The 23,789-nt window shown below is 64.2% G+C and carries 28 protein-coding genes; 13 read left to right on the forward strand and 15 right to left on the reverse strand.

Going from position 1 to position 23,789, the window contains the following annotated elements; genetic code table 11:
• Positions 1–351 precede the first annotated feature (351 nt).
• Genes Q0J74_RS03835 through csaB form a run of 4 tightly spaced genes read right to left on the reverse strand, consistent with a single transcriptional unit; the run spans position 352 to position 5,403 of the window.
• Entirely contained in the window at positions 352–999 is a 648-nt protein-coding gene (locus Q0J74_RS03835; protein WP_297210850.1) for an HAD family hydrolase, read from the reverse strand.
• Positions 1,000–1,056: 57 nt separating this feature from the next.
• On the reverse strand, positions 1,057–2,049 hold the full coding sequence (locus tag Q0J74_RS03840; protein WP_297210854.1) for an inorganic phosphate transporter: 993 nt from the start codon (positions 2,047–2,049) through the stop codon (positions 1,057–1,059).
• Positions 2,050–2,096: 47 nt separating this feature from the next.
• The gene (locus Q0J74_RS03845; RefSeq protein WP_297210857.1) at positions 2,097–3,173 is read right to left on the reverse strand and encodes a glycosyltransferase family protein; all 1,077 of its coding nucleotides are present in this window, start codon (positions 3,171–3,173) and stop codon (positions 2,097–2,099) included.
• Between the two features lie 7 nt (positions 3,174–3,180).
• The gene (gene csaB / locus Q0J74_RS03850) at positions 3,181–5,403 is read right to left on the reverse strand and encodes a polysaccharide pyruvyl transferase CsaB (RefSeq protein WP_297210860.1); all 2,223 of its coding nucleotides are present in this window, start codon (positions 5,401–5,403) and stop codon (positions 3,181–3,183) included.
• 114 nt (positions 5,404–5,517) lie between these two features.
• On the opposite strand from csaB, the gene Q0J74_RS03855 reads away from it, so the two are divergent.
• The 9 genes from Q0J74_RS03855 to Q0J74_RS03895 all read left to right on the forward strand — a co-directional run bounded on the left by Q0J74_RS03855 (position 5,518) and on the right by Q0J74_RS03895 (position 11,163).
• Entirely contained in the window at positions 5,518–6,039 is a 522-nt protein-coding gene (locus Q0J74_RS03855) for a DUF4330 domain-containing protein (RefSeq protein ID WP_297210863.1), read from the forward strand.
• Positions 6,040–6,104: 65 nt separating this feature from the next.
• Positions 6,105–6,674 carry a phosphatase PAP2 family protein gene (locus Q0J74_RS03860; protein ID WP_297210866.1) on the forward strand — a complete coding sequence of 190 codons (570 nt, stop codon included), beginning with the start codon at positions 6,105–6,107 and terminating at the stop codon, positions 6,672–6,674.
• A 46-nt stretch (positions 6,675–6,720) separates the two neighbouring features.
• The gene (locus tag Q0J74_RS03865) at positions 6,721–7,095 is read left to right on the forward strand and encodes a metal-dependent transcriptional regulator (protein ID WP_297210869.1); all 375 of its coding nucleotides are present in this window, start codon (positions 6,721–6,723) and stop codon (positions 7,093–7,095) included.
• A 137-nt stretch (positions 7,096–7,232) separates the two neighbouring features.
• A complete protein-coding gene (locus Q0J74_RS03870) occupies positions 7,233–8,183 on the forward strand; it encodes a tRNA dihydrouridine synthase (RefSeq protein WP_363315549.1) in 951 nt (316 codons plus the stop codon).
• Between the two features lie 20 nt (positions 8,184–8,203).
• The gene (gene proC / locus Q0J74_RS03875) at positions 8,204–9,028 is read left to right on the forward strand and encodes a pyrroline-5-carboxylate reductase (RefSeq protein WP_297210874.1); all 825 of its coding nucleotides are present in this window, start codon (positions 8,204–8,206) and stop codon (positions 9,026–9,028) included.
• Between the two features lie 96 nt (positions 9,029–9,124).
• Positions 9,125–9,631 carry an RNA polymerase sigma factor gene (locus Q0J74_RS03880; RefSeq protein ID WP_297210877.1) on the forward strand — a complete coding sequence of 169 codons (507 nt, stop codon included), beginning with the start codon at positions 9,125–9,127 and terminating at the stop codon, positions 9,629–9,631.
• Complete coding sequence (locus tag Q0J74_RS03885) at positions 9,609–9,896, forward strand: hypothetical protein (RefSeq protein ID WP_297210880.1); 288 nt, start codon at positions 9,609–9,611, stop codon at positions 9,894–9,896. The genes Q0J74_RS03880 and Q0J74_RS03885 overlap by 23 nt, the downstream gene beginning before the upstream one ends.
• Positions 9,881–10,360: a zinc ribbon domain-containing protein gene (locus tag Q0J74_RS03890; protein WP_297210883.1), complete on the forward strand. Its 480-nt coding sequence runs from the start codon at positions 9,881–9,883 to the stop codon at positions 10,358–10,360. Before Q0J74_RS03885 ends, Q0J74_RS03890 begins: the two co-directional genes overlap by 16 nt.
• A gap of 119 nt (positions 10,361–10,479) precedes the next feature.
• Positions 10,480–11,163: a C39 family peptidase gene (locus Q0J74_RS03895; protein ID WP_297210887.1), complete on the forward strand. Its 684-nt coding sequence runs from the start codon at positions 10,480–10,482 to the stop codon at positions 11,161–11,163.
• Between the two features lie 122 nt (positions 11,164–11,285).
• Here the strand turns inward: Q0J74_RS03895 and Q0J74_RS03900 are convergent, their stop codons facing one another.
• Positions 11,286–11,759: a TspO/MBR family protein gene (locus Q0J74_RS03900; protein WP_297210890.1), complete on the reverse strand. Its 474-nt coding sequence runs from the start codon at positions 11,757–11,759 to the stop codon at positions 11,286–11,288.
• A 228-nt stretch (positions 11,760–11,987) separates the two neighbouring features.
• On the opposite strand from Q0J74_RS03900, the gene Q0J74_RS03905 reads away from it, so the two are divergent.
• The 4 genes from Q0J74_RS03905 to Q0J74_RS03920 all read left to right on the forward strand — a co-directional run bounded on the left by Q0J74_RS03905 (position 11,988) and on the right by Q0J74_RS03920 (position 15,178).
• Positions 11,988–12,569 carry an RNA polymerase sigma factor gene (locus Q0J74_RS03905; protein ID WP_297210893.1) on the forward strand — a complete coding sequence of 194 codons (582 nt, stop codon included), beginning with the start codon at positions 11,988–11,990 and terminating at the stop codon, positions 12,567–12,569.
• Positions 12,566–13,852, forward strand: a complete 1,287-nt coding sequence (locus Q0J74_RS03910; protein WP_297210896.1) for a PepSY domain-containing protein — start codon at positions 12,566–12,568, stop codon at positions 13,850–13,852. The genes Q0J74_RS03905 and Q0J74_RS03910 overlap by 4 nt, the downstream gene beginning before the upstream one ends.
• A 110-nt stretch (positions 13,853–13,962) precedes the next feature.
• Complete coding sequence (locus Q0J74_RS03915; RefSeq protein WP_297210898.1) at positions 13,963–14,973, forward strand: SPFH domain-containing protein; 1,011 nt, start codon at positions 13,963–13,965, stop codon at positions 14,971–14,973.
• 1 nt (position 14,974) lies between these two features.
• Complete coding sequence (locus Q0J74_RS03920) at positions 14,975–15,178, forward strand: PTS ascorbate transporter subunit IIC (protein ID WP_297210901.1); 204 nt, start codon at positions 14,975–14,977, stop codon at positions 15,176–15,178.
• A 55-nt stretch (positions 15,179–15,233) separates the two neighbouring features.
• Here Q0J74_RS03920 and Q0J74_RS03925 read toward each other — a convergent pair whose 3' ends face one another.
• From Q0J74_RS03925 to Q0J74_RS03970, 10 genes are all read right to left on the reverse strand, one after another.
• The gene (locus Q0J74_RS03925) at positions 15,234–15,689 is read right to left on the reverse strand and encodes a MarR family transcriptional regulator (protein ID WP_297210904.1); all 456 of its coding nucleotides are present in this window, start codon (positions 15,687–15,689) and stop codon (positions 15,234–15,236) included.
• Positions 15,690–15,750: 61 nt separating this feature from the next.
• The gene (fabZ, locus tag Q0J74_RS03930) at positions 15,751–16,185 is read right to left on the reverse strand and encodes a 3-hydroxyacyl-ACP dehydratase FabZ (protein ID WP_297210933.1); all 435 of its coding nucleotides are present in this window, start codon (positions 16,183–16,185) and stop codon (positions 15,751–15,753) included.
• 6 nt (positions 16,186–16,191) lie between these two features.
• Complete coding sequence (fabF, locus tag Q0J74_RS03935; protein WP_297210907.1) at positions 16,192–17,433, reverse strand: beta-ketoacyl-ACP synthase II; 1,242 nt, start codon at positions 17,431–17,433, stop codon at positions 16,192–16,194.
• A 12-nt stretch (positions 17,434–17,445) separates the two neighbouring features.
• Positions 17,446–18,189, reverse strand: coding sequence for a 3-oxoacyl-[acyl-carrier-protein] reductase (gene fabG, locus Q0J74_RS03940; protein ID WP_297210912.1), 744 nt, complete (start codon positions 18,187–18,189; stop codon positions 17,446–17,448).
• A 4-nt stretch (positions 18,190–18,193) separates the two neighbouring features.
• Positions 18,194–19,120 carry an ACP S-malonyltransferase gene (fabD, locus tag Q0J74_RS03945; protein ID WP_297210915.1) on the reverse strand — a complete coding sequence of 309 codons (927 nt, stop codon included), beginning with the start codon at positions 19,118–19,120 and terminating at the stop codon, positions 18,194–18,196.
• Entirely contained in the window at positions 19,117–20,043 is a 927-nt protein-coding gene (locus tag Q0J74_RS03950; RefSeq protein WP_297210918.1) for a DUF561 domain-containing protein, read from the reverse strand. Before Q0J74_RS03950 ends, fabD begins: the two co-directional genes overlap by 4 nt.
• A gap of 144 nt (positions 20,044–20,187) precedes the next feature.
• Positions 20,188–21,138, reverse strand: coding sequence for a beta-ketoacyl-ACP synthase III (locus Q0J74_RS03955; RefSeq protein WP_297210921.1), 951 nt, complete (start codon positions 21,136–21,138; stop codon positions 20,188–20,190).
• Entirely contained in the window at positions 21,135–21,956 is an 822-nt protein-coding gene (locus Q0J74_RS03960; RefSeq protein WP_297210923.1) for an acetyl-CoA carboxylase carboxyltransferase subunit alpha, read from the reverse strand. Before Q0J74_RS03960 ends, Q0J74_RS03955 begins: the two co-directional genes overlap by 4 nt.
• Positions 21,946–22,812, reverse strand: a complete 867-nt coding sequence (gene accD / locus Q0J74_RS03965) for an acetyl-CoA carboxylase, carboxyltransferase subunit beta (protein WP_297210925.1) — start codon at positions 22,810–22,812, stop codon at positions 21,946–21,948. The genes Q0J74_RS03960 and accD overlap by 11 nt, the downstream gene beginning before the upstream one ends.
• Positions 22,809–23,789 (reverse strand): ATP-grasp domain-containing protein (locus Q0J74_RS03970; protein ID WP_297210928.1); only part of this gene is annotated, 981 nt, incomplete at its 5' end. The genes accD and Q0J74_RS03970, both read right to left, overlap by 4 nt.

Raw genomic sequence — 23,789 nt, forward strand, 5'->3', positions numbered from 1 at the left:
TCCTCCTATTCTGGCCGATATATGCGAAAAACCCGGTCATGCATCAAGCATGAAACGGGTTTTTCGACAGACTGAAACCAGGCCGGCAATGCCGGCCTGGTTCAGCTTGTCGAAAAACCTCCCCCGTAGAGAGCCTCGCAGAGTTCTGTCGCCCGCAGGCGACAGAATCAAACTGAAATTCGTCATTTCCGGGGACATGTGCCTCGGAAATGACACTTCACATGACGGATCGGGTGACTATTTCGCAAGAAATCGAGGCCGATCCGTCATGCAGCCTTTTGTCGGAAAAGGCCAACGGCCTTTTTCGACAGGCTCAGACCGGGCCGGCAATGCCAGCCCGGTTTTGTATCCTTATGACAGCAGCAGCTCCGCCAGCTGCTCCCGGGTGGCGGCGATGACAGCGGCCCCGTGCTCCGTGAGGAAGGCCCCGTCTCGGAACCCCCAGCTTACCGAGATGCAGGGCAGGTCGGCGTTTTGGGCGGTCTGAATGTCCACGTCGGAGTCGCCGATGTATACCGCTCCCTCCGAAGGAACCCCCAGTTCGTCCAGCGCTCGGAACACGGTATCGGGGGCGGGCTTGCGGGCCACTCCCTGGGACTCCCCGATGGCCACCTCCACCCGGTCTCCGAAGTAGGCCTGGCACAGGCCCTTTACCGCCCCGTCAAACTTGTTGGAGACCACCGCCGTGCGGACACCTGCCGCCCGGAGCCGGTCCAGCAGCTCCGGCACCCCGGGGTAGGGGGCGGTTTTGTGCTCCATGTTGATGAGATAGTGCGCCCGGAAGTCCTGAAGCACCCGGGCCTCCAGCTCCGCCGCCGTACCCTCCGGCACCGAGCGGCGGATGAGCAGACCCACCCCGTTTCCCACGAACCGGCGCACCTCCTCCACCGTGCGGGGGGGCAGCTGGTGGAGAGCCAGGGCGTAGTTGACACTGTCTGCCAGGTCCTGCAGCGTGTCCAGCAGGGTGCCGTCCAGATCGAAAATAGCGGTGTGATACATAAAAGGGTCGCCTCCTGTGCCATAGCGGGGAATTCGGACAGAAGGCAGTATACCACATCACGGGCCAAAGCGGAAGAGTCTTGCCAGGAAAAAGCCCAAAAGGCCGCAGCCGGGAAAGGTACATAGCCAGGTGAGGGCGATTTCCCCCGCTACCCGGCGGTCGGAGCGGGAGCCGGCTCCCAGAATGGCGGCGGTTTTGGCGTGGGTGGTGCTCACCGGCAGACCCAGCAGGGTGCAGACCAGCAGGCAGGCGCCGCCCCCCAAATCGGCGGCCAGCCCCTGCCGGGGGGAGAGGCACACCATCTCCCGGCCCACCCGGTTGATGATTCGGTCGCCTCCCAGGGTGGTACCCGCCGCCATCACTCCGGCGCACAGCAGAGCCAGCTCCGGCGGGACGGAAAAGGAGGCTCGGGCGGGCTCCCCCTGGGGGAGAGAGAGTCCCAGCAGCAGAATTCCCAGACATTTCTGCCCGTCCTGGGCGCCGTGGAGGAAGGCCATGGCCGCCGCGCCCCCCACCTGTCCCCGGCGGCACAGGCCGGGGCCGGGGCGGGTCAGATCCAGGGCGGCGCGGCCCAGCCGCCCGCCCAGCCAGCCCAGAGTCACCGACAGCCCCAGCCCCAGCAGGACCCTGAGCCAAGGTCCGGACCGTACGGCGCCGCCGGGGAGGGCCAGAGCGGCCCCTGTGACGGCGGCAGCCAAGCCGTGGCTTTCACTGGTGGGGATGCCGAAGCGCCAGGCGGCGGCAGACCACAGCACCACAGCGCACAGGCCGGCGCACAGGGCGGAGGAAGCGGCGGCCCGGTCTGCCCCGAATCCGGCGATGTCAAACAAGGTCTCCGCCACCGTGGTGTTGACCGCGGTGGCCCACAGCAGCCCCAGCAGGTTGCACAGGGCGGCCAGTGCCGCCGCCCGGCGGAAAGGCAAGGCCCCGGTACATACCGCCGTGGCGATGGCGTTGGGTGCGTCGGTCCAGCCGTTGACCGCCATTACCGCCAGGGCCAGAGCGCAGGTCAGGGCGGTCACCGGATGGATTGAAATCGACGCCAGCATAAGAACACCCCCCGCCCAGTTTACTGGGCAGGGGGCTGGGATATGCCTTACCGGTACAGACCGATGGCGGTGAGGATGTGCCGTACCTGCTCCGAGCGCACCGTCCAGGCGGCGCCTGCGCCGTGCTCCTGCCGGCGCAGGCGCGCCCAGTCTCCGGTTTCGGCCAGCGCCCGGCGGCACAGCCGGGCAAACTCCTCCGGGGAGTGGGCGCCATAGACCACGTCAGGAAAGTGCTCCACCTGGTCGGGATAGAACATGGATACAATGGGCTTGCCGGAGGAGAGGTACTCAAACACCCGTGTGGGAATCACATCGTCAAACCGCTCCGACCTGCGGCGAAGGTTGAGACATACGTCGAACCGGGCCAGGTAATCGGGTACCTCCACCGGTGGCCGGCGGCCCAGCAGGCGTACGTTTGGAAGCTGCTCCAAATACCGGAGCATGGGGCTATCCTCCACCCTGCCCAGGAAGAGAAAGGTGCAGCCGGGAAGCGCCCTGGCGGCCTCGGCCACCGGGGAGAGGTCCAGATCGGCCCACACCACCCCGCAGTAGCCCAGTATCGGTCCGGAAAGGCCCGTAAGCTCCGGCGGACACTCCCCCTCCGGCCGGGTAAACATCAGGTGATTGACCCCGTTGGGCAGCAAAGCGATGTTGTCGTTGCAGGGAGCAAGGTGGTCCATAAGGCCTGGGGAGGCGGCGAACACCACGTCGGCGGCCAGGGTCAGCTCACTCTCCCACTCCGGCGGCAGGTCGGGCCAGTCCCGGTGGCAGTCATAGACCAGGCCCCGGTGGGGCAGATAGTCCAGCAGATGGACCTGTTCCGGATCGGTACACCACAGCAGGGGCTCCCGGAACCGGTGGCGGTCCATCTGCCGCAGGATGAAGGCGGCCAGCTTCCGGTAATGGCGGCGGAAAAGAAGCTGATGGCGCTCCTCCGCTTCCAGCACAGGGGGAAGGGTATATACCGTCAGACCGGGGCGCATGTTCCGGCCGGGCCGCTTCCACTGTTTGCCCGGCGGCTCGAAATAGAGCACCTGGGCGTCCTTCAGCCGGGTCATCAATTGCTGGGTGCGGGTGGGGATGTTCCGCCAGGGAGCGGGGGAGAGGCAGAGAATCTGATTCAAGGGCAGCTCACCTCTCCAACAGTTTGCGGGCGGTCTCACTGTTGCGCCGCTCCACCCGGCGCAGCCGCTCCACCCCGCCGGACAGAAAGTCCGTGTCCCCAATGCGCCTGCAGGCGGCGTCAATATACCCGCACAGTCCCTCCACCGTCACCTGCTCCAGCTCGGTATACAGATCCTGGCCGATATAGGACAAAAAGGAGCTGATTTTCTGGTCGTACACCACCCCAACCAGAGGTACCCCCTGGCCGGCGGAGAAGACCAGGGCGTGCAGGCGCATGGAGACCACCGCCTGCATCCGGGCAAACAGGCCAATGGTGTGGCTGGAACTGCCTGTCTCGCTGAGGATATAGTGGGGCGCCTTCATATACTGGGCGGCAGTGCGGGCGGCGGCCACGTCCAACCGCCGCTCGATGGGCAGGAAAACGGGGGTAAGCCCGTATGTCTCATAGGCGTAGTCTGCGGCGGCGGCAAAGACTTGGGCCTTGCGCTCAAAACCCGGCCAGGGCCGCAGGGCAAAGCCGATATACTTTCCCGCCGGGTCAATGCCCTGGCTCTCCAGAATGCCGTCAATGGCCTGCTCCGGGGCGGCGGGCAGAATCACGGTGGGGTCGGCGGAGAGGAGAATCTCCGGCGCGGTGACCCCCATATCCTCCAGCTCGTCCTTGGAGAGGGTGTCCCGGAGGGTGATGGCGTCCACGCTTTTCTGGAGCACCCGGGCAGCCCGGCGGCGGTTGGCGGGGGAGTGGATGGGGCCGATGCCGCAGCCGTACATCATCACCTGATTGCCAAGACGCTTGGCCCAAGAAATGGTGAACAGGTAGAACCACAGAGAGCGGTGGCTGGTGACATCCTGCATCAGGGAGCCGCCGCCGTTGATATACAGCCGGGTTTTGCGCATCCGCCACAGGAACTTGGGGAAGGCAAAGGTATAGATGGAGTTGACCCGATAGGTAAGCCGGGTGTCCTCCGGATTGCGGGAGAGGACCCACACCGGCAAATCGGGGTCCACCTGCCGCAGCTCGGTGACAATGGCCTCCAAAATGGCATCGTCCCCGGCGTTGCCCCGGCCATAGGCGCCGCACACCAGGGCGCCGTCCCGCCGTCCGGTACGCCGGGCCTGCCGGCGGAGAATGGTCTCGTAGATGGACAGCTGCCGCTGAAGGGTACTCTCCAGGGAGTAGTCCTGCCTGGCCCGCTGATAGAGCCGCTGGCCCATGTGGCGGCGCAGCTCTTCATCCCGGGCCAGGGTGGTGAGATGGTGGGCCAGGGCCTGGGCATCCCCCGCCTCAAAGAGAAAACCGTGGACTCCGTGCTCAATGAGGTAGGGGACCCCTCCCACCCGGCTGGCCACCGTGGGCAGTCCGGCCCGGGCGCCCTCGGTGAGGGAGTAAGGGAAGGTTTCGGACAGGGAGGTGAGGGTGTTGATATCCAGGGCGTGATAAAAGCTGTCGGTATCGCTGACCCAGCCTGCAAAGCACACCTGCTCCGCCACCCCCAGTTCCCGGACCAGGCCCTTCAGCATATCCATCTGTTCCCCGTCCCCGGCGATGAGCAGCCGCAGGTTGGGGCAGCTTTGGTGGGCCAGGGCAAAGCCCCGCACCAGGGTGGCGATGTCCTTTACCGGGTTGAGCCGGGCGGCGATGCCCACCACCACACTGGTTTCGTCGGCCTTCAGACCCACGCTCTTCCAGTAGGCCTCCCGGCTCATGGCGGGGGTGCGGGGGGTGAAATCCAGGCCGTTATAGATGGTGAACAGCTTGTCCGGGTCGAAGCCCCGGGAGATAAGCAGGTCGGTCATGGCGTCGGACACGCCGATGCGGTAGTCCAGCAGCCGCAGGGCGATGGTGTTGATGGTGCCGTAGGTGAGCCGGGAGAAGGGCCGGCCCAGGTAGTCCAGCCGGTAGTCGGAGTGGACGGTGGTCACCACCGGCAGGCCGGTGGCCCGGTGGAGCAGGGCGCCCATCATGTTGCCCCGGGCGCCATGGCAGTGGATGATCTGGTAGCCCTCCTCCAGAACCATTTTTTTCAGCGTGTGGTAGGTGCGCAGCAGATTGTGGCCGGGAAACACCACCGTGGGAATGCCCAGCTCCCGGGCCTCCTGGGCGAAGGGACCTTCCATAAAGCACACCATGGTCACATCAATGGTGTGGGATAAATTTTGAAGCAGCGAGTGGACGTGGGTCTTGGCCCCGCCGCTGTCGCCGCCGGAGATCAAATGGATGACCTTCATGAAGCGGAAACCTCCGAAGAAAAGACTTGTCGGGCTGTGGGGAGATATGATACAATACCTGAGTACCATTGTACCAACGATAGGTCGAATTTACAACCTCGGAGGCTATAAAAGATGATAGATGAAAAGGGCAGACTCTTTGGAAAGATCAACATTGTGGACCTGCTGGTGCTTCTGGTCATTGTGATTGCCGGGGCCGTGCTGGGGTTCAAGTTTTTGGGTCCCAACAGCTCGGTAGCGGTCAATCCCAAGACCGTTCATGTAACCTACCAGGTGCTGGTGGAGAGCGTTCAGCCGGAGGTCTATGAGAGTGTCAAGGCCTTTGTGGACGCGGGCGACGCCACGCTGATGGCCTCCGGGGAGATGCTGGACGGCCAGGTGGTGGCGGTGGAGTCCCAGCCCCATACCACCAGCGCCACCGTCAGTGCCAGCGGCGACATGCTGCTGGTGTCCACCGACAAGGAGCTGCTGGATCTGACGTTTACCATTGAGTGCAACGTGGTCAATCCCATCACCACGGAGATCGGCACCCAGGAGGTGCGTATCGGCAAGAGCCATATCGTCAAGACCGACCGGTTTGAGATGGCCACCGGCACCATTATCAACTGCCAGTGGGACGATGGGGCGCAGGCATAGGAAACCAGCGGAGGAAAAGGGGCGGCGGTCTATCCACCGCCCCTGATTTTTTAGGAGGAACGACGATGCTGGAATGGCTGCTGGAGATAGACGGCGGAATCCTGCTGTGGATACAGGAGACTCTGCGCTGCACGCCGCTCAACGGCCTGCTGGGCTACTACACCCGGCTGGGCAATGCGGGCATGCTGTGGATTGTCCTGTCCCTGCTGATGCTCTGCTTCCCCAAAACCCGCAAGGCGGGGCTGGCCGGTCTGCTGGCCATGCTGCTGGGATTGCTGTGTACCAATGTGACCCTCAAGCACCTGGTGGGCCGCATCCGGCCCTGGCTGACGGTGGAGGGGCTGGTCCCCCTGGTGGCGGAACACGACCCCAACTCCTTCCCCTCCGGCCACACCTGCGCCGCCTTTGCCGCCGCTTCCGCCTGGTGGCGTACCCTGCCTTGGCGGTGGGTGAGGGTGCTGGCGGTGGTGCTGGCGGCGCTGATGGGCGCCTCCCGGCTGTATGTGGGGGTCCACTTCCCCAGCGATGTGCTGGCCGGCCTGGCGGTGGGTCTGCTGTGCGGGTGGCTGGCCTGCCTGCTGTGGCGGCAGGTTCCCGCATGGCGGCGGCTGGAACCGCCTTGTCAAGGACGGTAAGTTGTGCTAAACTGTAAAAAAGCCCCCGTAGGAAAGGATATGCGCCATGAATATCTATGAATCCGCTGAAAATTATCTGGAGACCATCCTCAGCCTCCATGAGACCCGGGGGCTGGTGCGGTCCATCGACATTGCCAATCACCTGCACTTTTCCAAGCCCAGCGTCAGCGTGGCCATGAAGAAGCTGCGGGAGAGCGGATATATTGAGATGGATAAGGAGGGCTTTATCTCTCTTCTCCCCGCCGGGGAGGAGATCGCCCGCCGGATCTATGAGCGGCACAAGCTGCTCACCCAGTTTTTTATCCGTCTGGGGGTCAGCCCCCAGGTGGCGGCGGCGGACGCCTGCAAGATTGAGCACGACCTGAGCGAAGAGACCTTTCAAAAGATCAAGGAGCACGCCCTGGGCGGACTTCAGGCATAAAAGGATGCGCATGCGTCCTTTTTTTATGGCCGGCGCCCTTTGAACATGCGGGGACGAACGGATGCTTGACAGAAAAGCGGCGGATGGACTACAATTTTCAGCAGCAGCGCGGGAAAGAAGGGAAGAGGCCGTTGCAAGTGGAGTTTGCCCCTATGGAGGGGGTCACCAGTCTGTGGTACCGGAGGGTCCACCGGCGCTGGTTTGGGGGTGTGGCGCGGTATTATACGCCCTTTCTCTCCCCCACTCAGGACCATGTCTTTCCCAAGCGGGAGCTGCGGGAGATTGCCCCGGCGGGCAACGAGGGGGTGCCGCTGGTACCCCAGCTGCTCACCCGGCGGGGGTCGGACTTCCTGTGGGCGGCCAACGCCCTGGCGGACATGGGCTATGAGGAGGTCAACCTGAATCTGGGCTGCCCCTCGGGAACGGTGACGGCCAAGGGGAAGGGAGCGGGATTTCTGGCCCATCCCGTGGAGCTGGAGGCGTTTTTGGAGGAGATTTTTGCCCGATGCCCCATCGCCGTCTCCATCAAGACCCGGCTGGGTATTGCCGAGCCGGAGGAGTTCTGGCCCATTCTGGAACTGTACAACCGCTTTCCCGTGAAGGAGCTGATTATCCACCCCCGGGTCCAGCGGGACCAGTACAAAAACCGCCCCCGGCGGGAGGTGTTTGCTGCGGCGGCGGCCCGAAGCCGGGCGCCAGTGTGCTACAACGGCGATTTGTATACCACGGCGGCGGTAGAGAAGTTTTGGGGGAGTTATCCCGGCGTGGACCGGGTGATGCTGGGCCGTGGACTTGTCGGGGACCCGGCCCTGGCCCGGAAGCTGGCGGGAGGGCCGCCCGCCTCCCGGGAGGAGTTGGAGGGCTTTTTGACGGAGGTGTACGAGGGGTATACCCGGGGATTCGGCAGCCGGCACAGCGCCATGCTGCGGATGAAGGAGCTGTGGTGCTACCTTATCTGCCTCTTCCGGGACGGAGAGAGGCATGGAAAGGCCATCCGCAAGGCCAAGAATCCTGAAGAATACGAGGCCCGGGCGGCGGCGGTGTTCCGGGAGCTGGAGCTGCTGGAGGACCTGGTGCCGGATTGGTGAGATAAGAAAGGATGAGAATGATGAAGCGTGCGGCGTTTTTAGGCAGCGGGAACATGGGGGGCGCCCTGATTCGGGCGGCCTGCCGGGCCGTGGGTCCGGAGCAGGTGGTGATCGCCGATTACGACCGGGCGAAGGCGGCGGCTCTGGCGGCGGAGCTGGGCTGCGCCGCAGCGGCGGACAACGACGGAGCGGCGGAGGAGGGGGAATATCTCTTCCTCTGTGTCAAGCCCCAGGTGCTGCCCGGGGTGGCGGCGGCTCTGGTGCCGGCTCTGAATGCCTGTCACCAGCGGGGGGAGAAGAAAACCCTGGTGTCCATTGCCGCCGGGGTGGAGATTGCCGCCCTCCGGGGCTTTTTACAGGGTATTTCCTGGGACATCCCCATCCTGCGGGTGATGCCCAATACCTGTGCCGCCATTGGAAAAGGAATGTTGGCCCTCACCGACGGCGGGGTGGGAAACGAGACCGACCTGGCGGCGGTAGAGGCCGTTTTGGCTGACGCCGGCCGGGTGGAGCGCATCAGCGAGGGGCTGATGGACCAGTTTACCGCTGTGGCGGGCTGCGGTCCGGCCTATGTGTATCCCTTTATTGAGGCCCTGGCCGACGGCGGGGTGATGGCCGGCTTGTCCCGGAGCCAGGCCCTGACCTACGCCGCCCAGACGGTGCTGGGGGCGGCGGCCATGGTGCTGGAGACCGGGAAGCATCCCGGCCAGCTGAAGGATGAGGTTTGCTCTCCCGGTGGCTCCACCATCGTGGGGGTGGCCGCCCTGGAGCGGAACGCCTTCCGTTCCGCCGCCATCCAGGCGGTGCTGGCCGCCTTTGAGAAAAACAAGCAGCTGGGCAAGTGAGAAAAAAGCGGACCCCGCGGGGTCCGCTTTTTTTCAAATCAGGTGAACCGGGCGCCCGCCTCAGGCGTATGAATGGGTGAAAGGAGGCGGGAGCGCGTGATAGAGATATATATCCGGCGGCACGGAAGGCGGCTGTACGGCCTGTGCCGCACCCTGTGCACCAGTCCCCAGGACGCCGAGGATTTGTATCAGGAGACCTGGCTGAAGGTCCTGGCCCATCTGGAGCAGTATGACCCGGCCCAGGAGTTTGAGCCCTGGCTCACCCGCATCTGCGTCAACACCTACCGCAGCACTCTGCGGCGGCTGGCCCGCAGCCCCATCTGGAACCGCTTCTCCACCGGCGAGGAGAAGGACGCCTTCCTGGCCGCCGTGCCGGCGGAGGGGGAGGCGGGGCCGGAGGAGTACGCAGATCTCCACCAGGCTATTGACCGGCTGCCGGACAAGCTGCGAACGGCGGTTATTCTCTTCTATTTTCGGGATATGGACGTGGCCTCGGCGGCCCAGGCCCTGGGGATTCCCCCCGGCACCCTGAAGTCCCGGCTGAACCACGCGCGAAAACGGCTGAAGGAGGCGCTGGAACATGAAGCAAATCTACCATTTTGACAGAGAGTCCCCTCCCGTCCTCCGAGAGGAAACCCTGGCCGCGGAGTTGGAGCGCCGCCGTCTCCGGCGGCAGACCGCTCTGCTGGCGCTGGCGGGGATGCTGGGCCTGCTCTGCCTGCTGCTGACCGGGGCGGCGCTGTATCCCCTGTATCCGCTCCTGGCCCTGGCCTGCCTGTTCCACCTCTGCGCCGCCGTGACAGGGGCTTGCGTGCTTACCATTGTATTTGTACAGAAAAGGAGGGAGTTTACATGCTGCTCTCGCTGAATGTGGCGGTGTTTCTCATGATCTACCTGGCGGTTCTGATTGGAATTCCCGTGCTCATCGGGGTCTACGTCTACCGGGACGCCAGCCGGAGGGGGATGAACGCCGTGCTGTGGACCCTGGTGGCGGTGTTGGCCCCCATGTTTGTGGGCCTTATCATCTACCTGCTGGTGCGGGGGAGCTATGCCGACCTGCTCTGTCCCGGCTGCGCCGCCCCCGTCCGGGAGGAGTATCTCTCCTGTCCCCGGTGCGGCGCCCGGCTGAAGGCGTCCTGCCCCGGCTGCGGCGCGCCGGTGGAGTACGGCTGGCGGGTGTGTCCCCACTGCGGCAGCCCTCTGCCGGAAACGGGGGCGGACTTTATCCCCCCGGTGCGGCGCCAGGACAAGACTCTGTGGAAAATCCTGCTGGTTGTGCTTCTGGTGCCGGTATTGCTGATTCTCACCATGGTACTGATGTTTTCCGCCTGAGCCGCGGGGATAATGCTTGCCGTCCGGCGCCTGTTTGTGGTATGCTTACCTCGTCAAGCAACGCCCGAACCGCTTGCCGGGCGGCAATGGTATTTTGTCCGAAGGAGGGTGAACGGAAAATGAGAAAAACGGTGGAAAAGCTGCTTTTTTTAGCTGTGACAGGAGTAATGCTGCTCTCCGCCTGCGGCTCCCAAAGCAGCGGGGAGGCGTCCCAGCTCCCCGACAATCTGATTGCGCTGCCGGTGGTGCGCCAGGGGACGGGTTACACCTGCGGCGTGGCCTGCGCCCAGTCGATTTTATACTACAACGGTATTGATTTCCGGGAGGATAATCTGGCCCAGGAGCTGGGCAGCACGCCGGAGGACGGGACGAATATAGACCGGATCATTTCGTTTTTGAACGAGGTCACCCCGGAGGACGGCTGGTGGCTTGGCCTGGGTACGGAATTTTCCGACGGCATTGGAGCGGAAAAGCGGGAGGATATGACGCTGGAGGAACTCTGTGCCGCCATTGACGAGGGGAAACCGGTGATCTGCTGCATCCAGGCCTGGTATGGGGAGAGCGGATACGACTATACCGACGAGTGGGAGTGCGGCCACTATGTCATTGCCATTGGGTATGACGAGGAGAATATCTACTTTATGGACCCCTCCACCCTGGGCAACTATACCTACATTGAGCGGGAGGAATTTCTCACTCGCTGGCATGACAGCGCCAACGGCGTGATCTGCAATCACATGGGAATCGTCATCACCAACCCAAACCCGGTTTTTTCCGCCGACCAGGTGCTCCCCATGGAGTGAGGGACGGCTGTCTGCATCGATCTGCCTGCGCAAAAAAACTGGCCGCACCAGCGGCCAGTTTTTTTGCGCAGAAAAGCGGCGGGACGGGCAGGTGGGTTCCATCCGCATTGCCCCGGATTTGCCTAATTCAGCGCCCATACGCCAAAGTTGAGGTAAGCGGCAAAGCTCACCCACAGCAGATAGGGAACCTGGAGACAGGCGGCCAGTTTGTCCACCCTTCGGAATTCCAGAATCATCCATAGAATCAGCGCCCACAAAATGGCCAGCCAGATCAGGGCGGCGCCGAAGGCCTGGGCGTTGAAAAAGAGAATGCTCCAGAAAAAATTGAAGGCCAGCTGGGCGGCAAAAAGGGTCAGGCACTTGCTCCGCCCGGCGGACGGCGGCGACAGATAGATTCTGGCGGCGCCCACTCCCATAAGGGCAAACAGGGCGGTCCACACCACCGGGAAGACCGGGGCGGGTGGGGAGAGGGGCGGCTTGGAGACGGAGCGGGTGTAGAGCGCCGCACCCTTTCTGGTCAGCCAGCCGGACAATCCGCCCACCGCCTCCGTTCCCAGGACCCAGAGAACATATGGTTTCCACTGGTTTGATTTCATTTTCGCAATCACCCGGCACTAGGATATGCGGGATGGAGCCGGTTTTATACGCCGCGGCGCTGGAAGAAGACGGCAGGGGCTTTACGCCGGCGGCCGGGGGAGATATAATAGAACCCATGGGAGCGGCCGCATTGCGGGCGGCGGCAAGTGGGAAGAAAAAACGGCCGCCATGCAATAAAATGCCGCTGACGCGCATTATACAGGCGGAGAGAAGTGGGGAGCGGTAGTATGCTGATTTTATTGGAAACCATGGCGGCGGAGAGCCGGGGCCTGACTGCGCCGGAGCTGCTGGAGCCGCTGCTGCTCCGGCTGGCGCAGGGGGATCAGAGCGCCCTGGAGGAGCTGTATCGCCGGGCCAGGACTTCTGTTTACGGCCTGGCGCTGTCCTACCTGAAGCACACCCACGACGCCGAGGATGTCACGCAGGATACCTTTGTGCGCATATGGGAGAACGCGCCCCGCTACCGGCCCCAGGGCATGCCTTTGGCGTGGATCCTGGCGGTGGCCCGGAACCTGGCGCTGATGAAGCTGCGGGAACGGGGCAAGACCCAGGCGTTGGAGCCGGAGGAGTGGGAGCGGCTGGCGGTGGACAGTCCGCTGGTGACGGCGGAGGACCGACAGGTGCTCCAGACCGCCCTGTCCGGCCTGAGCGATGAGGAGCGGCAGGTGGTGATTCTCCACGCGGTGACCGGCTGGAAGCACCGGGAGATCGCGGACCTGCTGGAGCTGCCTCTGGCCACGGTGCTGTCCAAATACCGCCGGGCCTTGCAAAAACTGAAACAAATCCTGGAAGGGGGGGAGAGAACATGAACGAGCGGGAAGTGGAGGCCCGTCTGCGCACGGCTCTGGAGCACGCCGCGCCTGACGACCTGAACGGGGTGCTTACCCGTTGCGGCGCCCAGAGCGGGGATGTGATTCCCCTTCCGAAGCGCCGGCGGCCCATGCGCCGGGCGGCGCCCTGGCTGGTGGCGGCCTGTCTGGTGCTGGTTCTTGCCGGCGGTGTGATGGGTGTGCGGTACCAGAGGGCGTCGGCGGTGGCGTCGCTGGTCTCCCTGGATGTAAACCCCAGCGTACTTTTGGAGGTCAGCGAGGCGCAAAAGGTCCTGTCCGCCCAGCCCATCAACGATGATGCCGGAAACATTCTGGACGGCATGGACCTGCGCGGCACCGATTTGAATGTGGCGGTGAATGCCATTGTGGGTTCCCTGCTCAAGCACGGCTACGTGGACGAGCTGGCCAATTCCGTGCTGATCTCTGTGGAGGACAGCGACGCCGCCCGGGGCGCGGCCCTGGAGGAAAAGCTCACCGGGGAAATCGCCCAGGTGTTGGAGTCGGCCTCCATTCACGGGGCGATCCTGTCCCAGAGCTTCTCAGGCGGGGACGACGCCCTGCGGCAGCAGGCGGAAGCCTACGGCATTTCCATGGGCAAGGCCGCCCTGATCCAGACCTTGGTGGACAGCAGTACCCACCTGAGCTTTGAATCTCTGGCCGGTTTGTCCATCAATGAACTCAATCTGCTGGTCAACTCTACGGCGGTGCAGGACCAGCCCGCCCAAGCAGGGGAGACGGTGGCGGAGCAGAGCGCCATTACCTCCACCGGCTCGGCCAGCCAGAGCGGCTACATCGGACTGGAGGCCGCCCAGAGCGCGGCCCTCGCCCATGCCGGGCTGGACGCCGCCTCGGTGACCTGGAAGGAGGCCGGCTATGACTACGAGGACGGCCGTATGGTGTATGAAATGGAGTTCTTCGCCAACGGCGTGGAGTACGAATATGATGTGGATGCCTCCACCGGCGAGATTCTCAAGATGGAAAAAGAGGGGGCGGAGTGGACCGCGCCCTCCGGCGGGCAGGCGGGAACCCAGACGGGCGGGGGTCAGTCCGGCGTCATCGGGCGGGATGCCGCCCGGGACACCGCCCTGAGCCACGGGGGAGTGAGCCTGTCCCAGGTATATGAACTGGAGGTGGAGGACGAGCTGGACGAGGAGTACCCCCACTATAAAGTGGAATTCAAGGCCGGCGGTTATGAGTACGAGTATGAGATCGACGCCTTTACCGGTTCCATCCTGAAGTGGGAAAAAGACAGGGATGATTGATAGTCCGGGGCCTGCCGCAAAACGAATGGTTTGCGGCAGGCCTTTTTTCTTGACAAAGGAATATTAAAGTGATATTATTTTGATATCAAATAAAGAGCGGAGGTGCTCTCATGGAAGAGAAGATCATCAGGGGCCATAAAAACGGTCTGGCCGTGCTGCTGCTGATTTTGCTGGTATATGTGGCAGCCGTGGCAGGGATTGTTTGGGCCGCCATTGCACTGGACGATGGAGGCGGAGCTGCCGCAACAGTCCTGATGGCTGTGTGTATTGTCTGGGTGTCCCTGGGCTGGATTTTTCTGTGCGGTCTGAAAGTGCTCAAGCCCCAGGAAGCCCTGGTACTTACCCTGTTCGGCAAGTATATCGGCACCCTGAAGGGGGAAGGATTTTATTATGTCAACCCCTTCTGCTCCGGCGTGAATCCGGCGGCCAAGACCCGGCTGAACCAGAGCGGGGATGTGGACGGCGGAGGAAAGGCCGTGTCCCTGAAGGCGGACGCCGAGACGGTGGGCAAGCGGATTTCCCTGAAAATTATGACCCTGAACAACAACCGCCAGAAGATCAACGACTGCCTGGGCAACCCGGTGGAGATTGGCATTGCCGTCATGTGGCGGGTGGTGGATACCGCCAAGGCGGTATTTGACGTGGACAACTACAAGGAATACCTGTCCCTCCAGTGTGACAGCGCCCTGCGGAACATCGTGCGCATCTACCCCTACGACGTGGCCCCCAATGTGGACACCACCGGAGACGGCGTTGCCGACGAGGGCAGTCTCCGGGGCTCCAGCGAGGTGGTGGCCGGGCGCATCAAGGAGGAAATCCAGGGCAAGGTGGCCCAGGCGGGGCTGGAGATTATCGAGGCCCGCATCACCTATCTGGCCTACGCCCCGGAGATTGCCGCCGTCATGCTCCAGCGGCAGCAGGCCAGCGCCATCATAGACGCCCGGAAGATGATTGTGGACGGGGCGGTGGGCATGGTGGAGATGGCCCTGGAGCGCTTGAGCGAGAAGCAGGTGGTGGAGCTAGACGAGGAGCGGAAGGCGGCCATGGTGTCCAACCTGCTGGTGGTGCTCTGCGGCAACCGGGACGCTCAGCCGGTGGTCAACTCCGGCAGCCTGTATTGACATGGCGGCCGACGGCAAGAAGCAGGTCCCCCTGCGCCTGTCGCCCAAGCTGTACGCGGCCATTGCCGCCTGGGCGGAGGACGATTTCCGCTCGGTAAACGGGCAGATTGAGTATCTGCTCACCGAGTGCGTCCGGCAGCGGAAGAAAAACGGCAGGTACGTCTCTGATGAGATCGACGTGCCGCCGGAACTGGATATTGAGTAAAAAAGCCCGGCCGGAAGTTGAAATGAAACTTCCGGCCGGGTTCATTTGCGGCCAATCAGTTCTCTTCTGCCGCACCCAGGCTGATTTCCGGCATCAGCTCCTTGCTGATGATGGAGAGCATTTCCTCCAGCTTGGTGCACTCCTCTGGGGTAAACCGCTCCCGCATCCGCTCGGTGACCACGCGGACATAGTCGCTGCTGACGTTGTAGTACTCCTTGTACTTTTCCGTCACCCGCAGATGGTACTCCCGCTTGTCCTGGGCGGACTGGATTTTCTGCACATACCCCTTGCGGATGAGACTGTTGATTTTATACGCCGCGTTGGGGGGAGAGATCCGCATAAAGGAGGCAAACTCGTTCACCGTGGGGGAACCCAGAGCCTGGATGGTCTCCATGGCAAAGGTTTCCACCGTGGTCAGGCTGGCCTCCCGGTTTTGAAAGCGCTCAAAGATCTCCTGATAAAAATGCAGCTTGAATTTCGTATACACAGTTTCAAATCTCTGTTCCAGCATGCCGGACCTCCGCATTCTCAAGCATTTTGTTCATTGTATCAGACGGCGGAGGAAAAGACAATCAGGAATCCCTTCCCAGGGCAAAGGTGAGCTCCGCCGTGGCAGCTACCTGGCCGTTGACCGTGGCCTTGGCCTCGCCAATGCCCACCGGCCCCTTCTGCTTGATGAGGGTACACTCCAGCTCCAGCACGTCGCCGGGGGTGACCTGGCGACGGAACCGGGCGTTCTTGATGCCGCCGAAGAATGCGATCTTGCCCCGGTTCTCCGGCATGGACAGCAGGGCCACCGCCCCCACCTGGGCCAGAGCCTCCAGAATCAGCACGCCGGGCATCACATGATACTGGGGGAAGTGACCCTGGAAGAAAGGCTCATTGACGGTGACGCACTTGATGCCCTTGGCCCACTTGCCCTCCTCGCCGTCCACAATCCGGTCCACCAGGGCGAAGGGATAGCGGTGGGGGATGATCTGGGCGATCTCATTGGAATTGTACTGCATCATTTCTCAGCCCTCCCACTTCTTGAACAGGACGCAGGCGTTGTGGCCGCCGAAGCCCAGGGAGTTGGACAGCACATACTCCACCTGAGCGGCCCGGCCCTGATTGGGGACATAGTCCAGATCACAGGCCGGATCAGCTACCTGATAGTGGATGGTGGCGGGGAGATATCCGTCGTGGAGGGTGAGGGCGGAGAAGATGGCCTCCACCGCGCCGGCGGCTCCCAGCATATGTCCGGTCATGGACTTGGTGGAGCTGACGGCCAGCTTGTAGGCGTGGTCGCCGAACACCGTCTTGATGGCGGCGGTCTCGCCGGAGTCGTTGAGGGGGGTGGAGGTGCCGTGGGCGTTGATGTAGCCCACCTGCTCGGGAGCCACGCCGCCGTCGGCCAGGGCCAGGGCCATGGCCCTGGCGCCGCCTTCCCCATTGGGGGCGGGGGCGGTCATGTGGTAGGCGTCGCAGGTGGCGCCGTAACCCAGCACCTCGGCGTACACCTTGGCGCCCCGGGCCTTGGCATGCTCATACTCCTCCAGGAGCAGGATGCCGGCACCCTCGCCCATCACAAAGCCGCTGCGCTCCGCGTCAAAGGGAATGGAGGCCCGGTCGGGGTCGTCTCCCACGTGGAGAGCACGCATGGAGGTAAACCCGCCGATGGACAGGGGGGTAATGGCCGCCTCGGCGCCGCCGCACAGCATCACCTCGGCGTAGCCGTCCCGGATGTGGCGGAAGGCGTCGCCCACCGCGTTGGAACCGCCGGCGCAGGCGGTGACGGGGCAGGTGCACATGCCCTGGAAGCCGAAGGCGATGGCGATAAGTCCGGCGCCCATGTTGGCGATGGTGGAGGGGATGTAGAAGGGGGAGGCCCGGTCAAAGCCCTTCTCCATGCAGCGGGTCTGCTCCTGCTCGGTACCGGAGATGCCGCCCACGCCGCTGGAGACGATCACGCCGCAGCGGGTGCGGTCCAGGCGCTCCAGATCCAGCCCGCTGTCCGCCACCGCCTCCTTGGCGGAGGCCATGGCCAGCTGGGCGTAGCGGGACATGTGGCGCACTTCCTTCTTATCCAGTACGGAGGTGGGATCCCAGTCCTTCACCTCGGCGGCCAGATGGACCTTCTGCATGGCGGAGTCGTACTGGGTGATGGGGGCGATGCCGCACACCCCGTTTTTCACCGCCTGCCAAGTCTCTGTGATGTTATGGCCCAGGGGATTGACGCTCCCCATGCCGGTAATGACAACTCTGCGTTTTTCCATGTTTGTTCCTCCTCACATGCCCATGCCGCCATCGACGGAAAGGACCTGTCCGGTAATGTAGCCCGCTTCCTCGGAGGCCAGGAAAGCCACGGCGGCGGCCACGTCCTCCGGCTTTCCGGCCCGGCCGGCGGGAATGGTGGCCAGCATGGCCTCCCGGGCGGCGTCAGGCAGGGCGGCGGTCATATCCGTGGCGATATAGCCGGGGGCCACCGCGTTGACGGTAATACCCCGGCCCCCCAGCTCCTTGGCCAGGGATTTGGTCATGCCGATAACCCCGGCCTTGCTGGCGCAGTAGTTGATCTGGCCGGGATTGCCCCGCAGGGCCACCACGGAGGAAAGATTGATGATCCGGCCGTAGCGGGCCTTCATCATGGGCCGGGCGGCGGCCTTCATGCACAGGAAGGCTCCCTTCAGGTTGGTGGCGATGACGGCGTCAAAATCCTCTTCCTTCAGCATCATGGCCAGGTTGTCCCGGGTGATGCCGGCGTTGTTTACCAGGATGTGCAGCCCACCCAGCTCCTTTACGGCGGTGTCAATGAGGGCCTTTACGGCGGCGGGGTCGGCCACGTCCCCCTGGACGGCCCGGGCCTCCACCCCCAGCGCCTGGAGGGCGGTCAGGGTCTCCTCCGCGGCGGCGGTGTTGCCGGCGTAGGAGAACACCACGTTGGCCCCCCGGCGGGCCAGCTCCAGGCAGATGGCCCGGCCGATGCCCCGGCTGCCGCCGGTGACGACGGCGGTTTTTCCAGTCATACTCATACCTTTATCCTTTCAGGGCCGCGGAGAGCGCCTCAATGTCGGCGGGGGTCTCCACGGCGTAGGTTTGGATGGAGGGGGCGGTCTTTTTCACAAAGCCGCTGAGGGCCTTGCCCGGCCCGATCTCCACAATGGTGTCCACCCCCAGCTCCTCCAGCCGGCGGATGGTGTCCTCCATGTAGACGGAGGACTGGACCTGGCGCTCCAGCAGGGCGGGAATGGTGTCGCCCTCTCCCATCTCACGGCCCAGGCAGTTGAACAGCACCGGGAAGGCCATCTGGCCGAAGGAAACCTCCCGGAACTTCTCCCGCAGGGCGTCCCCGGCGGGACGCAGCAGGGAGGTGTGGAAGGGGCCGCTGACCTTCAGGGGCAGGCAGCGCTTGGCGCCCAGCTCGCGGGCCAGGGCGGCGGCCTTGTCCACCGCCGCCTTCTCTCCGCCGATGACCAGCTGGCCGGGACAGTTGTAATTGGCAATCTCCACCACGCCGGCGTCGGAGGCCTGGTCACAGGCCTGCTGCAGCTTCTCCCGGTCCAGGCCAAGTACGGCGGTCATGCCGCAGGTCATGCCGGCGGCAGCGGAGGCCATGGCCTTTCCCCGGAAGGCGGCCAGGGAGATGGCCTGCCGGGGGGTAAACACTCCCGCGCACTGGAGGGCGGAATACTCTCCCAGGCTCAGCCCGGCGGCGTAGTCGGGCCGGATGCCCAGCCCGGCCAGAATGGCGGTTACACCGGCGGCAAAGGCCACCATGCAGGGCTGGGTGTATTCGGTCTGATTCAGCACCCCGTCGGGGTCGGTGAAGGAGACCGCCTTCAAATCAAAGTCCACGTCGGCGCTGTCCAGAATCTCTTGGAAAACGGGGTAGGCCTCATACAGGTCGGCTCCCATGCCGGGGTGCTGGCTGCCCTGCCCGGCGTACAAAAAGGCGAGGCTCATACATTCAGTCCTTTCACCACGGTCTCATAACCGCGCATCAAATCCTCAAAGATGGCGCGCAGGGGGCGAATCTCATGGATCATTCCCGCCACCTGGCCGGCCATAAAGCTGCCGGTGTCCACATCGCCGTCAAATACCGCCCGGCGGAGAGAGCCCAGAGTGAGCTTTTCCATCTCCTCCAGAGGCAGATTCTGCTTCTCCATGCGCAGGTATTCCCGGGCCATCTTGTTTTTCAGCACCCGGACGGGAGCTCCGCCGGTGCGGCCGGTAACGGTGGTGTCGTTGGCGCCGGCCTTGATAACGGCCTGCTTGTAGTTGTCATGAATGGGACACTCCTGGCTGGCCAGCAGGCAGGTGCCAACCTGCACGCCGCAGGCCCCCAGGGCGAAGGCGGCGGCCATCTGCCGGCCGTCGGCAATGCCGCCGGCGGCAATGACGGGTACGCTCACCGCGTCGGCCACCTGGGGGACCAGGGCCATGGTGGTCATCTCGCCCACGTGGCCGCCGCTCTCGGTCCCCTCGGCAATGACTCCGTCAATGCCGTAGCGCTCCAGCCGGTGGGCCAGAATGGGGGCGGCCACCACGGGGAATACCTTGATGCCCGCCGCCTTCCAGGCGGGAACATACTTGCCCGGATTGCCCGCGCCGGTGGTCACTACCTGCACGCCCTCCTCCACCACCACCTGGGCCAGCTCGTCGATGTGGGGATTCATCAGCATCAGATTGACGCCGAAGGGCTTGTGGGTACCCGCTTTGGCGGTGCGGATCTCAGCCCGGAGAGCCTCAGCGTCCATACCGCCGGAGCCCACCAGGCCCAGCGCCCCGGCATTGGATACGGCGGCGGCGAACGCGCCGGTGGCGATGTTGGCCATGCCGCCCTGGATGATGGGGAATTCCGTCCCCAAAAGTTCATTTAGTTTCATTGTAAGCTCCTTTTAGGCCCTTGGAAAAGTGGCCTGGCAGAGTTCGCGTCCCAGACGCGAAAAAATTTAATCTATTTTCGGCCGCGACATGCGCGTGGGCTGCGTCAATTCCAACCAGCGGCTGTTCCGCTGGCTGTTGGAGGCTTAAGCCAGCTCCAGCAGGCCGCCCGCCCAGGTCAGTCCTCCGCCGAAGCCCACGCACAGGGCCTTCTGCCCGGAGGTGAGGGCGCCGGAGGAAACCAGTTCGTCCAGCAGCACCGGGACGCTGGCGGCGGAGGTGTTGCCGGTGCGGGCGATGTTGCCGGTACACTTGGCAGGGTCAACCTTCAGCTTTTTCACCGCAAAGTCGATAATCCGCTGGTTGGCCTGGTGGAACACAAAGCGGTCCACCTGATCCAGGGAGATGCCGGCTCTGTCCGCCACCTCCTTGGCGCAGCGGGGGAGCGCCTCCACCGCGAAGCGAAACACGGCCTGTCCGTCCATATGGATGTAGGAGGGGGAGCCGGTATGGACGCCGGGGACCACCAGGGCCTCCCGGTTGCCCCGGCAGCCCAGCACCCCGTGGAGGGAGGGGTAGTCCTCGTTCCACTCCACCAGGGCGGCGCCGGCGGCATCCCCAAAGAGCACGCAGGTGCTCCGGTCGGTAAAGTCGGTGAGTCGGCTGAGCACCTCACAGCCGGTGATCAGGGCGTACTTCCGGGGCGCCGCCGCCAACAGGCACTCCGCCGTGTGCAGGGCGTAGACGAAGCCGGAACAGGCGGCGTTCAGGTCAAAGCACACCGTATCCTCCGGCAGACCCAGCTCCTGCTGGAGGACGCAGGCCGTGGCGGGGGTAAGGAAATCCTGGGACAGGGTGGCCACCAGACACACCCCGATCTGCTCCGGCCGGATGCCGGAACGCGCCAGGGCCTGCCGGGCGGCCGCCAGACACAGGCTGGTGTGGCACTCCTCCCCGGAGCAGTGCCGGCGGCTGGAAATGCCGGTGCGGGAGACGATCCACTCGTCGTTGGTATCCACGATTTTGGCCATGTCGCCGTTGGTGACTACCCGCTCCGGCAGGGCGGCGCCGGTACTGATGAGCTTGATTCCGTTCATAGGCGCTCCTTTCGCAGGGCCTTGCTGCCCATCAAGCGGAATTTTTTATAGCGGTTGGCCGCCAGGGCGGAGGGGCTGAGCTTGCTCAGGGCGGCCAGCTCCCGGACCAGGGCGGCGTCCAGCGCCCGGTAGACGGGCTGGGGCGCAGCATGAGCGCCGGCGGCAGGCTCGGGGATGATGCCGTCGATGACGCCCAGCTCCAAGAGGTCGGCGGCGGTGAGCTTCATCACGTCGCAGGCCTCGCTGCTGCGGGAGGCGTCCTTCCACAGAATGGCGGCAAAGCCCTCCGGAGAGAGGACGGAGTACACCGCGTTCTCCAGCATAAGCACCTTGTTGCCCACGCCCAGAGCCAGGGCGCCGCCGCTGCCCCCCTCCCCGGTGACCACGGCGATCACCGGGACGGTGAGGCCGGAGAGCAGGGCCAGGGTGCGGGCAATGGCCTCTCCCTGGCCGTGGGCCTCGGCCTCCAGGCCGGGGTAGGCGCCGGGGGTGTCGATAAAGGTAAAAATGGGCCGTCCGAACTTCTCCGCCTGGAGCATCAGCCGCTGGGCCTTCCGGTAGCCCTCGGGGGAGGGCATGCCGAAGTGATAGGCCATGTGCTCCTCCAGGGTGCGGCCCTTCCGGTGTCCAATAACGGTGACCGGCTTGCCGTGGAAGAGGGCCACGCCCCCCAGAATGCTGCCGTCGTCGGCACAGTTCCGGTCCCCGCGCTGCTCAAAGAAATCGGTGAACAGGGCGTCGATAAACTCCGCGGTGCCGGGCCGGTCGGCGTGCCGTGCCAGGGCCACCCGCTGGGCGGGAGTGAGATCATTGGGCATGGTCGCTGCCTCCTTTCCCGTGAAGCCGCAGCAGCCGGATCAGGGTGTCCCGCAGCTGGGCGCGGGGTACAATGGCATCCAGGAAGCCGTGCTCCAGCAGATATTCGGCGCTCTGGAAGCCCTCCGGCAGTTTTTCCCCGATGGTCTGCTCAATGACCCGGGGTCCGGCAAAGCCGATGAGGGCGCCCGGCTCGGCCAGCATGACGTCCCCCAGGCTGGCAAAGCTGGCGGTGACGCCGCCGGTGGTGGGGTGGGTGAGCACCGAGAGGTACAGTCCCCCCTTCTGGGAGAACCGCTCCAGAGCGGCGGAGGTTTTGGCCATCTGCATCAGGGACAGGATGCCCTCCTGCATTCTGGCCCCGCCGCTGGCGGAGAAGAGAATGAGAGGGAGCTTGTTTTTCCCGGCGTATTCCACCAGCCGGGTCACCTTCTCACCCAGGGCGGCACTCATGCTGCCCATAAAAAACCGGCTGTCCAGCACACCCACCGCCACCTTCTGGCCTCCCATGCGGCCGGTGGCGGTGACCACCGCCTCATTCATGCCGGTGCGCCGGCGGGCGGCGTCCAGCTTGGCGGCGTAGCCGGGGAAGGACAGGGGATCGTTGGAAGAGAGGGCGGCGTCCAGCTCCCGGAAGGTGCCTTTGTCCAGCACCAGGCTCAGCCGGTAATAGGCCCCGATGGGGTAGTGGTGTCCGCACAGGGGGCAGACATACCGTCCGGCGGCCAGATCCTTGCGGCGTACCGTGCCGCCGCAGGCGGGGCAGACCGCCTCGGCCTGGGCGGGCGCAGGGGCGGTACCCCGCAGGGCCTTTAAGGAGAGCAGCTTCTGCCGCCGTTGGGCAAAGACGTTGCTCATTTCTGCTCAGTCTCCTCTCCGCCGGCCCGGCTCCAGGCCAGCAGGGTGTCCATGTTGGCCTCCAAAAAGCCGGTGGTGTAGTTGCCCCGGACAAAGTCCGGATGGTGCAGGATCTGGTGGAGTAGATCCACATTGTTGGGAGGACCCTGAATGATCAGCTCCTCCAGCGCCCGGCGCATCCGGCGGATGGCCTCCAGCCGGGTGGGGGCGTGGACGATGAGTTTGGCCATCAGAGAGTCATAGTAGGGAGGCAGGGTATAGCCGGTGTACAGGCCGGTGTCCACCCGCACCCCGCAGCCGCCGGGGAGATGGACAAAGTCGATCTTTCCCGGCCGGGGCTGGAAGCCGTGGGCCGGGTCCTCGGCGTTGATGCGGCACTCGATGGCGTGTCCCCGGAGGGTGATGTCCTCCTGGGTGTGGGACAGAGGCAGGCCGGCGGCGATGCGGATCTGTTCCCGCACCAGGTCCACTCCGGTGACCAGCTCGGTGACCGGGTGCTCCACCTGTACCCGGGTGTTCATTTCAATAAAGTAGAAGTTGCCCTCCTGGTCCAGCACGAACTCGATGGTGCCGGCGTTTTCATAGCGGGCGGCCCTGGCGGCGGCCACGGCGGCGGCGCCCATCCGTTCCCGCAGCTCGGGGGTGAGGGCCTTGGAGGGGGATTCCTCCAGCAGCTTCTGGTTGCGCCGCTGGATGGAGCAGTCCCGGTCACCCAGCTGGATGACGTGCCCCTCCTTGTCGGCCAGAATCTGGAACTCGATGTGCCGGGGGTTGAGAATCAGCTTCTCCAGGTACATCTCCCCGCTGCCGAAGCAGGCCACCGACTCGCTGCGGGCCTCCTCAAAGAGAGGGATGAGCTGCTCCGGCTCAAAGACCCGGCGCATGCCCCGGCCGCCGCCACCGGCGGAGGCCTTGATGAGCACAGGATAGCCGATGGAGTCGGCCAGGGCCTTGGCCTCTTCCGCCGTGTCCACCGC

Source organism: uncultured Flavonifractor sp. (assembly GCF_944387675.1).
In the GTDB taxonomy this organism is placed as follows: Bacteria; Bacillota; Clostridia; order Oscillospirales; family Oscillospiraceae; genus Flavonifractor.

Bases quoted from the DNA above. Each gene is read 5' to 3' on its own strand.
- Q0J74_RS03835 (WP_297210850.1), bottom strand. From the start codon at position 999: ATGTATCACACCGCTATTTTCGATCTGGACGGCACCCTGCTGGACACG.
- Q0J74_RS03840 (WP_297210854.1), bottom strand. From the start codon at position 2,049: ATGCTGGCGTCGATTTCAATCCATCCGGTGACCGCCCTGACCTGCGCT.
- csaB (WP_297210860.1), bottom strand. From the start codon at position 5,403: ATGAAGGTCATCCATTTGATCTCCGGCGGCGACAGCGGCGGGGCCAAG.
- Q0J74_RS03855 (WP_297210863.1), top strand. From the start codon at position 5,518: ATGATAGATGAAAAGGGCAGACTCTTTGGAAAGATCAACATTGTGGAC.
- Q0J74_RS03860 (WP_297210866.1), top strand. From the start codon at position 6,105: ATGCTGGAATGGCTGCTGGAGATAGACGGCGGAATCCTGCTGTGGATA.
- Q0J74_RS03865 (WP_297210869.1), top strand. From the start codon at position 6,721: ATGAATATCTATGAATCCGCTGAAAATTATCTGGAGACCATCCTCAGC.
- proC (WP_297210874.1), top strand. From the start codon at position 8,204: ATGAAGCGTGCGGCGTTTTTAGGCAGCGGGAACATGGGGGGCGCCCTG.
- Q0J74_RS03885 (WP_297210880.1), top strand. From the start codon at position 9,609: ATGAAGCAAATCTACCATTTTGACAGAGAGTCCCCTCCCGTCCTCCGA.
- Q0J74_RS03890 (WP_297210883.1), top strand. From the start codon at position 9,881: ATGCTGCTCTCGCTGAATGTGGCGGTGTTTCTCATGATCTACCTGGCG.
- Q0J74_RS03895 (WP_297210887.1), top strand. From the start codon at position 10,480: ATGAGAAAAACGGTGGAAAAGCTGCTTTTTTTAGCTGTGACAGGAGTA.
- Q0J74_RS03900 (WP_297210890.1), bottom strand. From the start codon at position 11,759: ATGAAATCAAACCAGTGGAAACCATATGTTCTCTGGGTCCTGGGAACG.
- Q0J74_RS03905 (WP_297210893.1), top strand. From the start codon at position 11,988: ATGCTGATTTTATTGGAAACCATGGCGGCGGAGAGCCGGGGCCTGACT.
- Q0J74_RS03910 (WP_297210896.1), top strand. From the start codon at position 12,566: ATGAACGAGCGGGAAGTGGAGGCCCGTCTGCGCACGGCTCTGGAGCAC.
- Q0J74_RS03915 (WP_297210898.1), top strand. From the start codon at position 13,963: ATGGAAGAGAAGATCATCAGGGGCCATAAAAACGGTCTGGCCGTGCTG.
- Q0J74_RS03920 (WP_297210901.1), top strand. From the start codon at position 14,975: ATGGCGGCCGACGGCAAGAAGCAGGTCCCCCTGCGCCTGTCGCCCAAG.
- Q0J74_RS03925 (WP_297210904.1), bottom strand. From the start codon at position 15,689: ATGCTGGAACAGAGATTTGAAACTGTGTATACGAAATTCAAGCTGCAT.
- fabZ (WP_297210933.1), bottom strand. From the start codon at position 16,185: ATGCAGTACAATTCCAATGAGATCGCCCAGATCATCCCCCACCGCTAT.
- fabF (WP_297210907.1), bottom strand. From the start codon at position 17,433: ATGGAAAAACGCAGAGTTGTCATTACCGGCATGGGGAGCGTCAATCCC.
- fabG (WP_297210912.1), bottom strand. From the start codon at position 18,189: ATGAGTATGACTGGAAAAACCGCCGTCGTCACCGGCGGCAGCCGGGGC.
- fabD (WP_297210915.1), bottom strand. From the start codon at position 19,120: ATGAGCCTCGCCTTTTTGTACGCCGGGCAGGGCAGCCAGCACCCCGGC.
- Q0J74_RS03950 (WP_297210918.1), bottom strand. From the start codon at position 20,043: ATGAAACTAAATGAACTTTTGGGGACGGAATTCCCCATCATCCAGGGC.
- Q0J74_RS03955 (WP_297210921.1), bottom strand. From the start codon at position 21,138: ATGAACGGAATCAAGCTCATCAGTACCGGCGCCGCCCTGCCGGAGCGG.
- Q0J74_RS03960 (WP_297210923.1), bottom strand. From the start codon at position 21,956: ATGCCCAATGATCTCACTCCCGCCCAGCGGGTGGCCCTGGCACGGCAC.
- accD (WP_297210925.1), bottom strand. From the start codon at position 22,812: ATGAGCAACGTCTTTGCCCAACGGCGGCAGAAGCTGCTCTCCTTAAAG.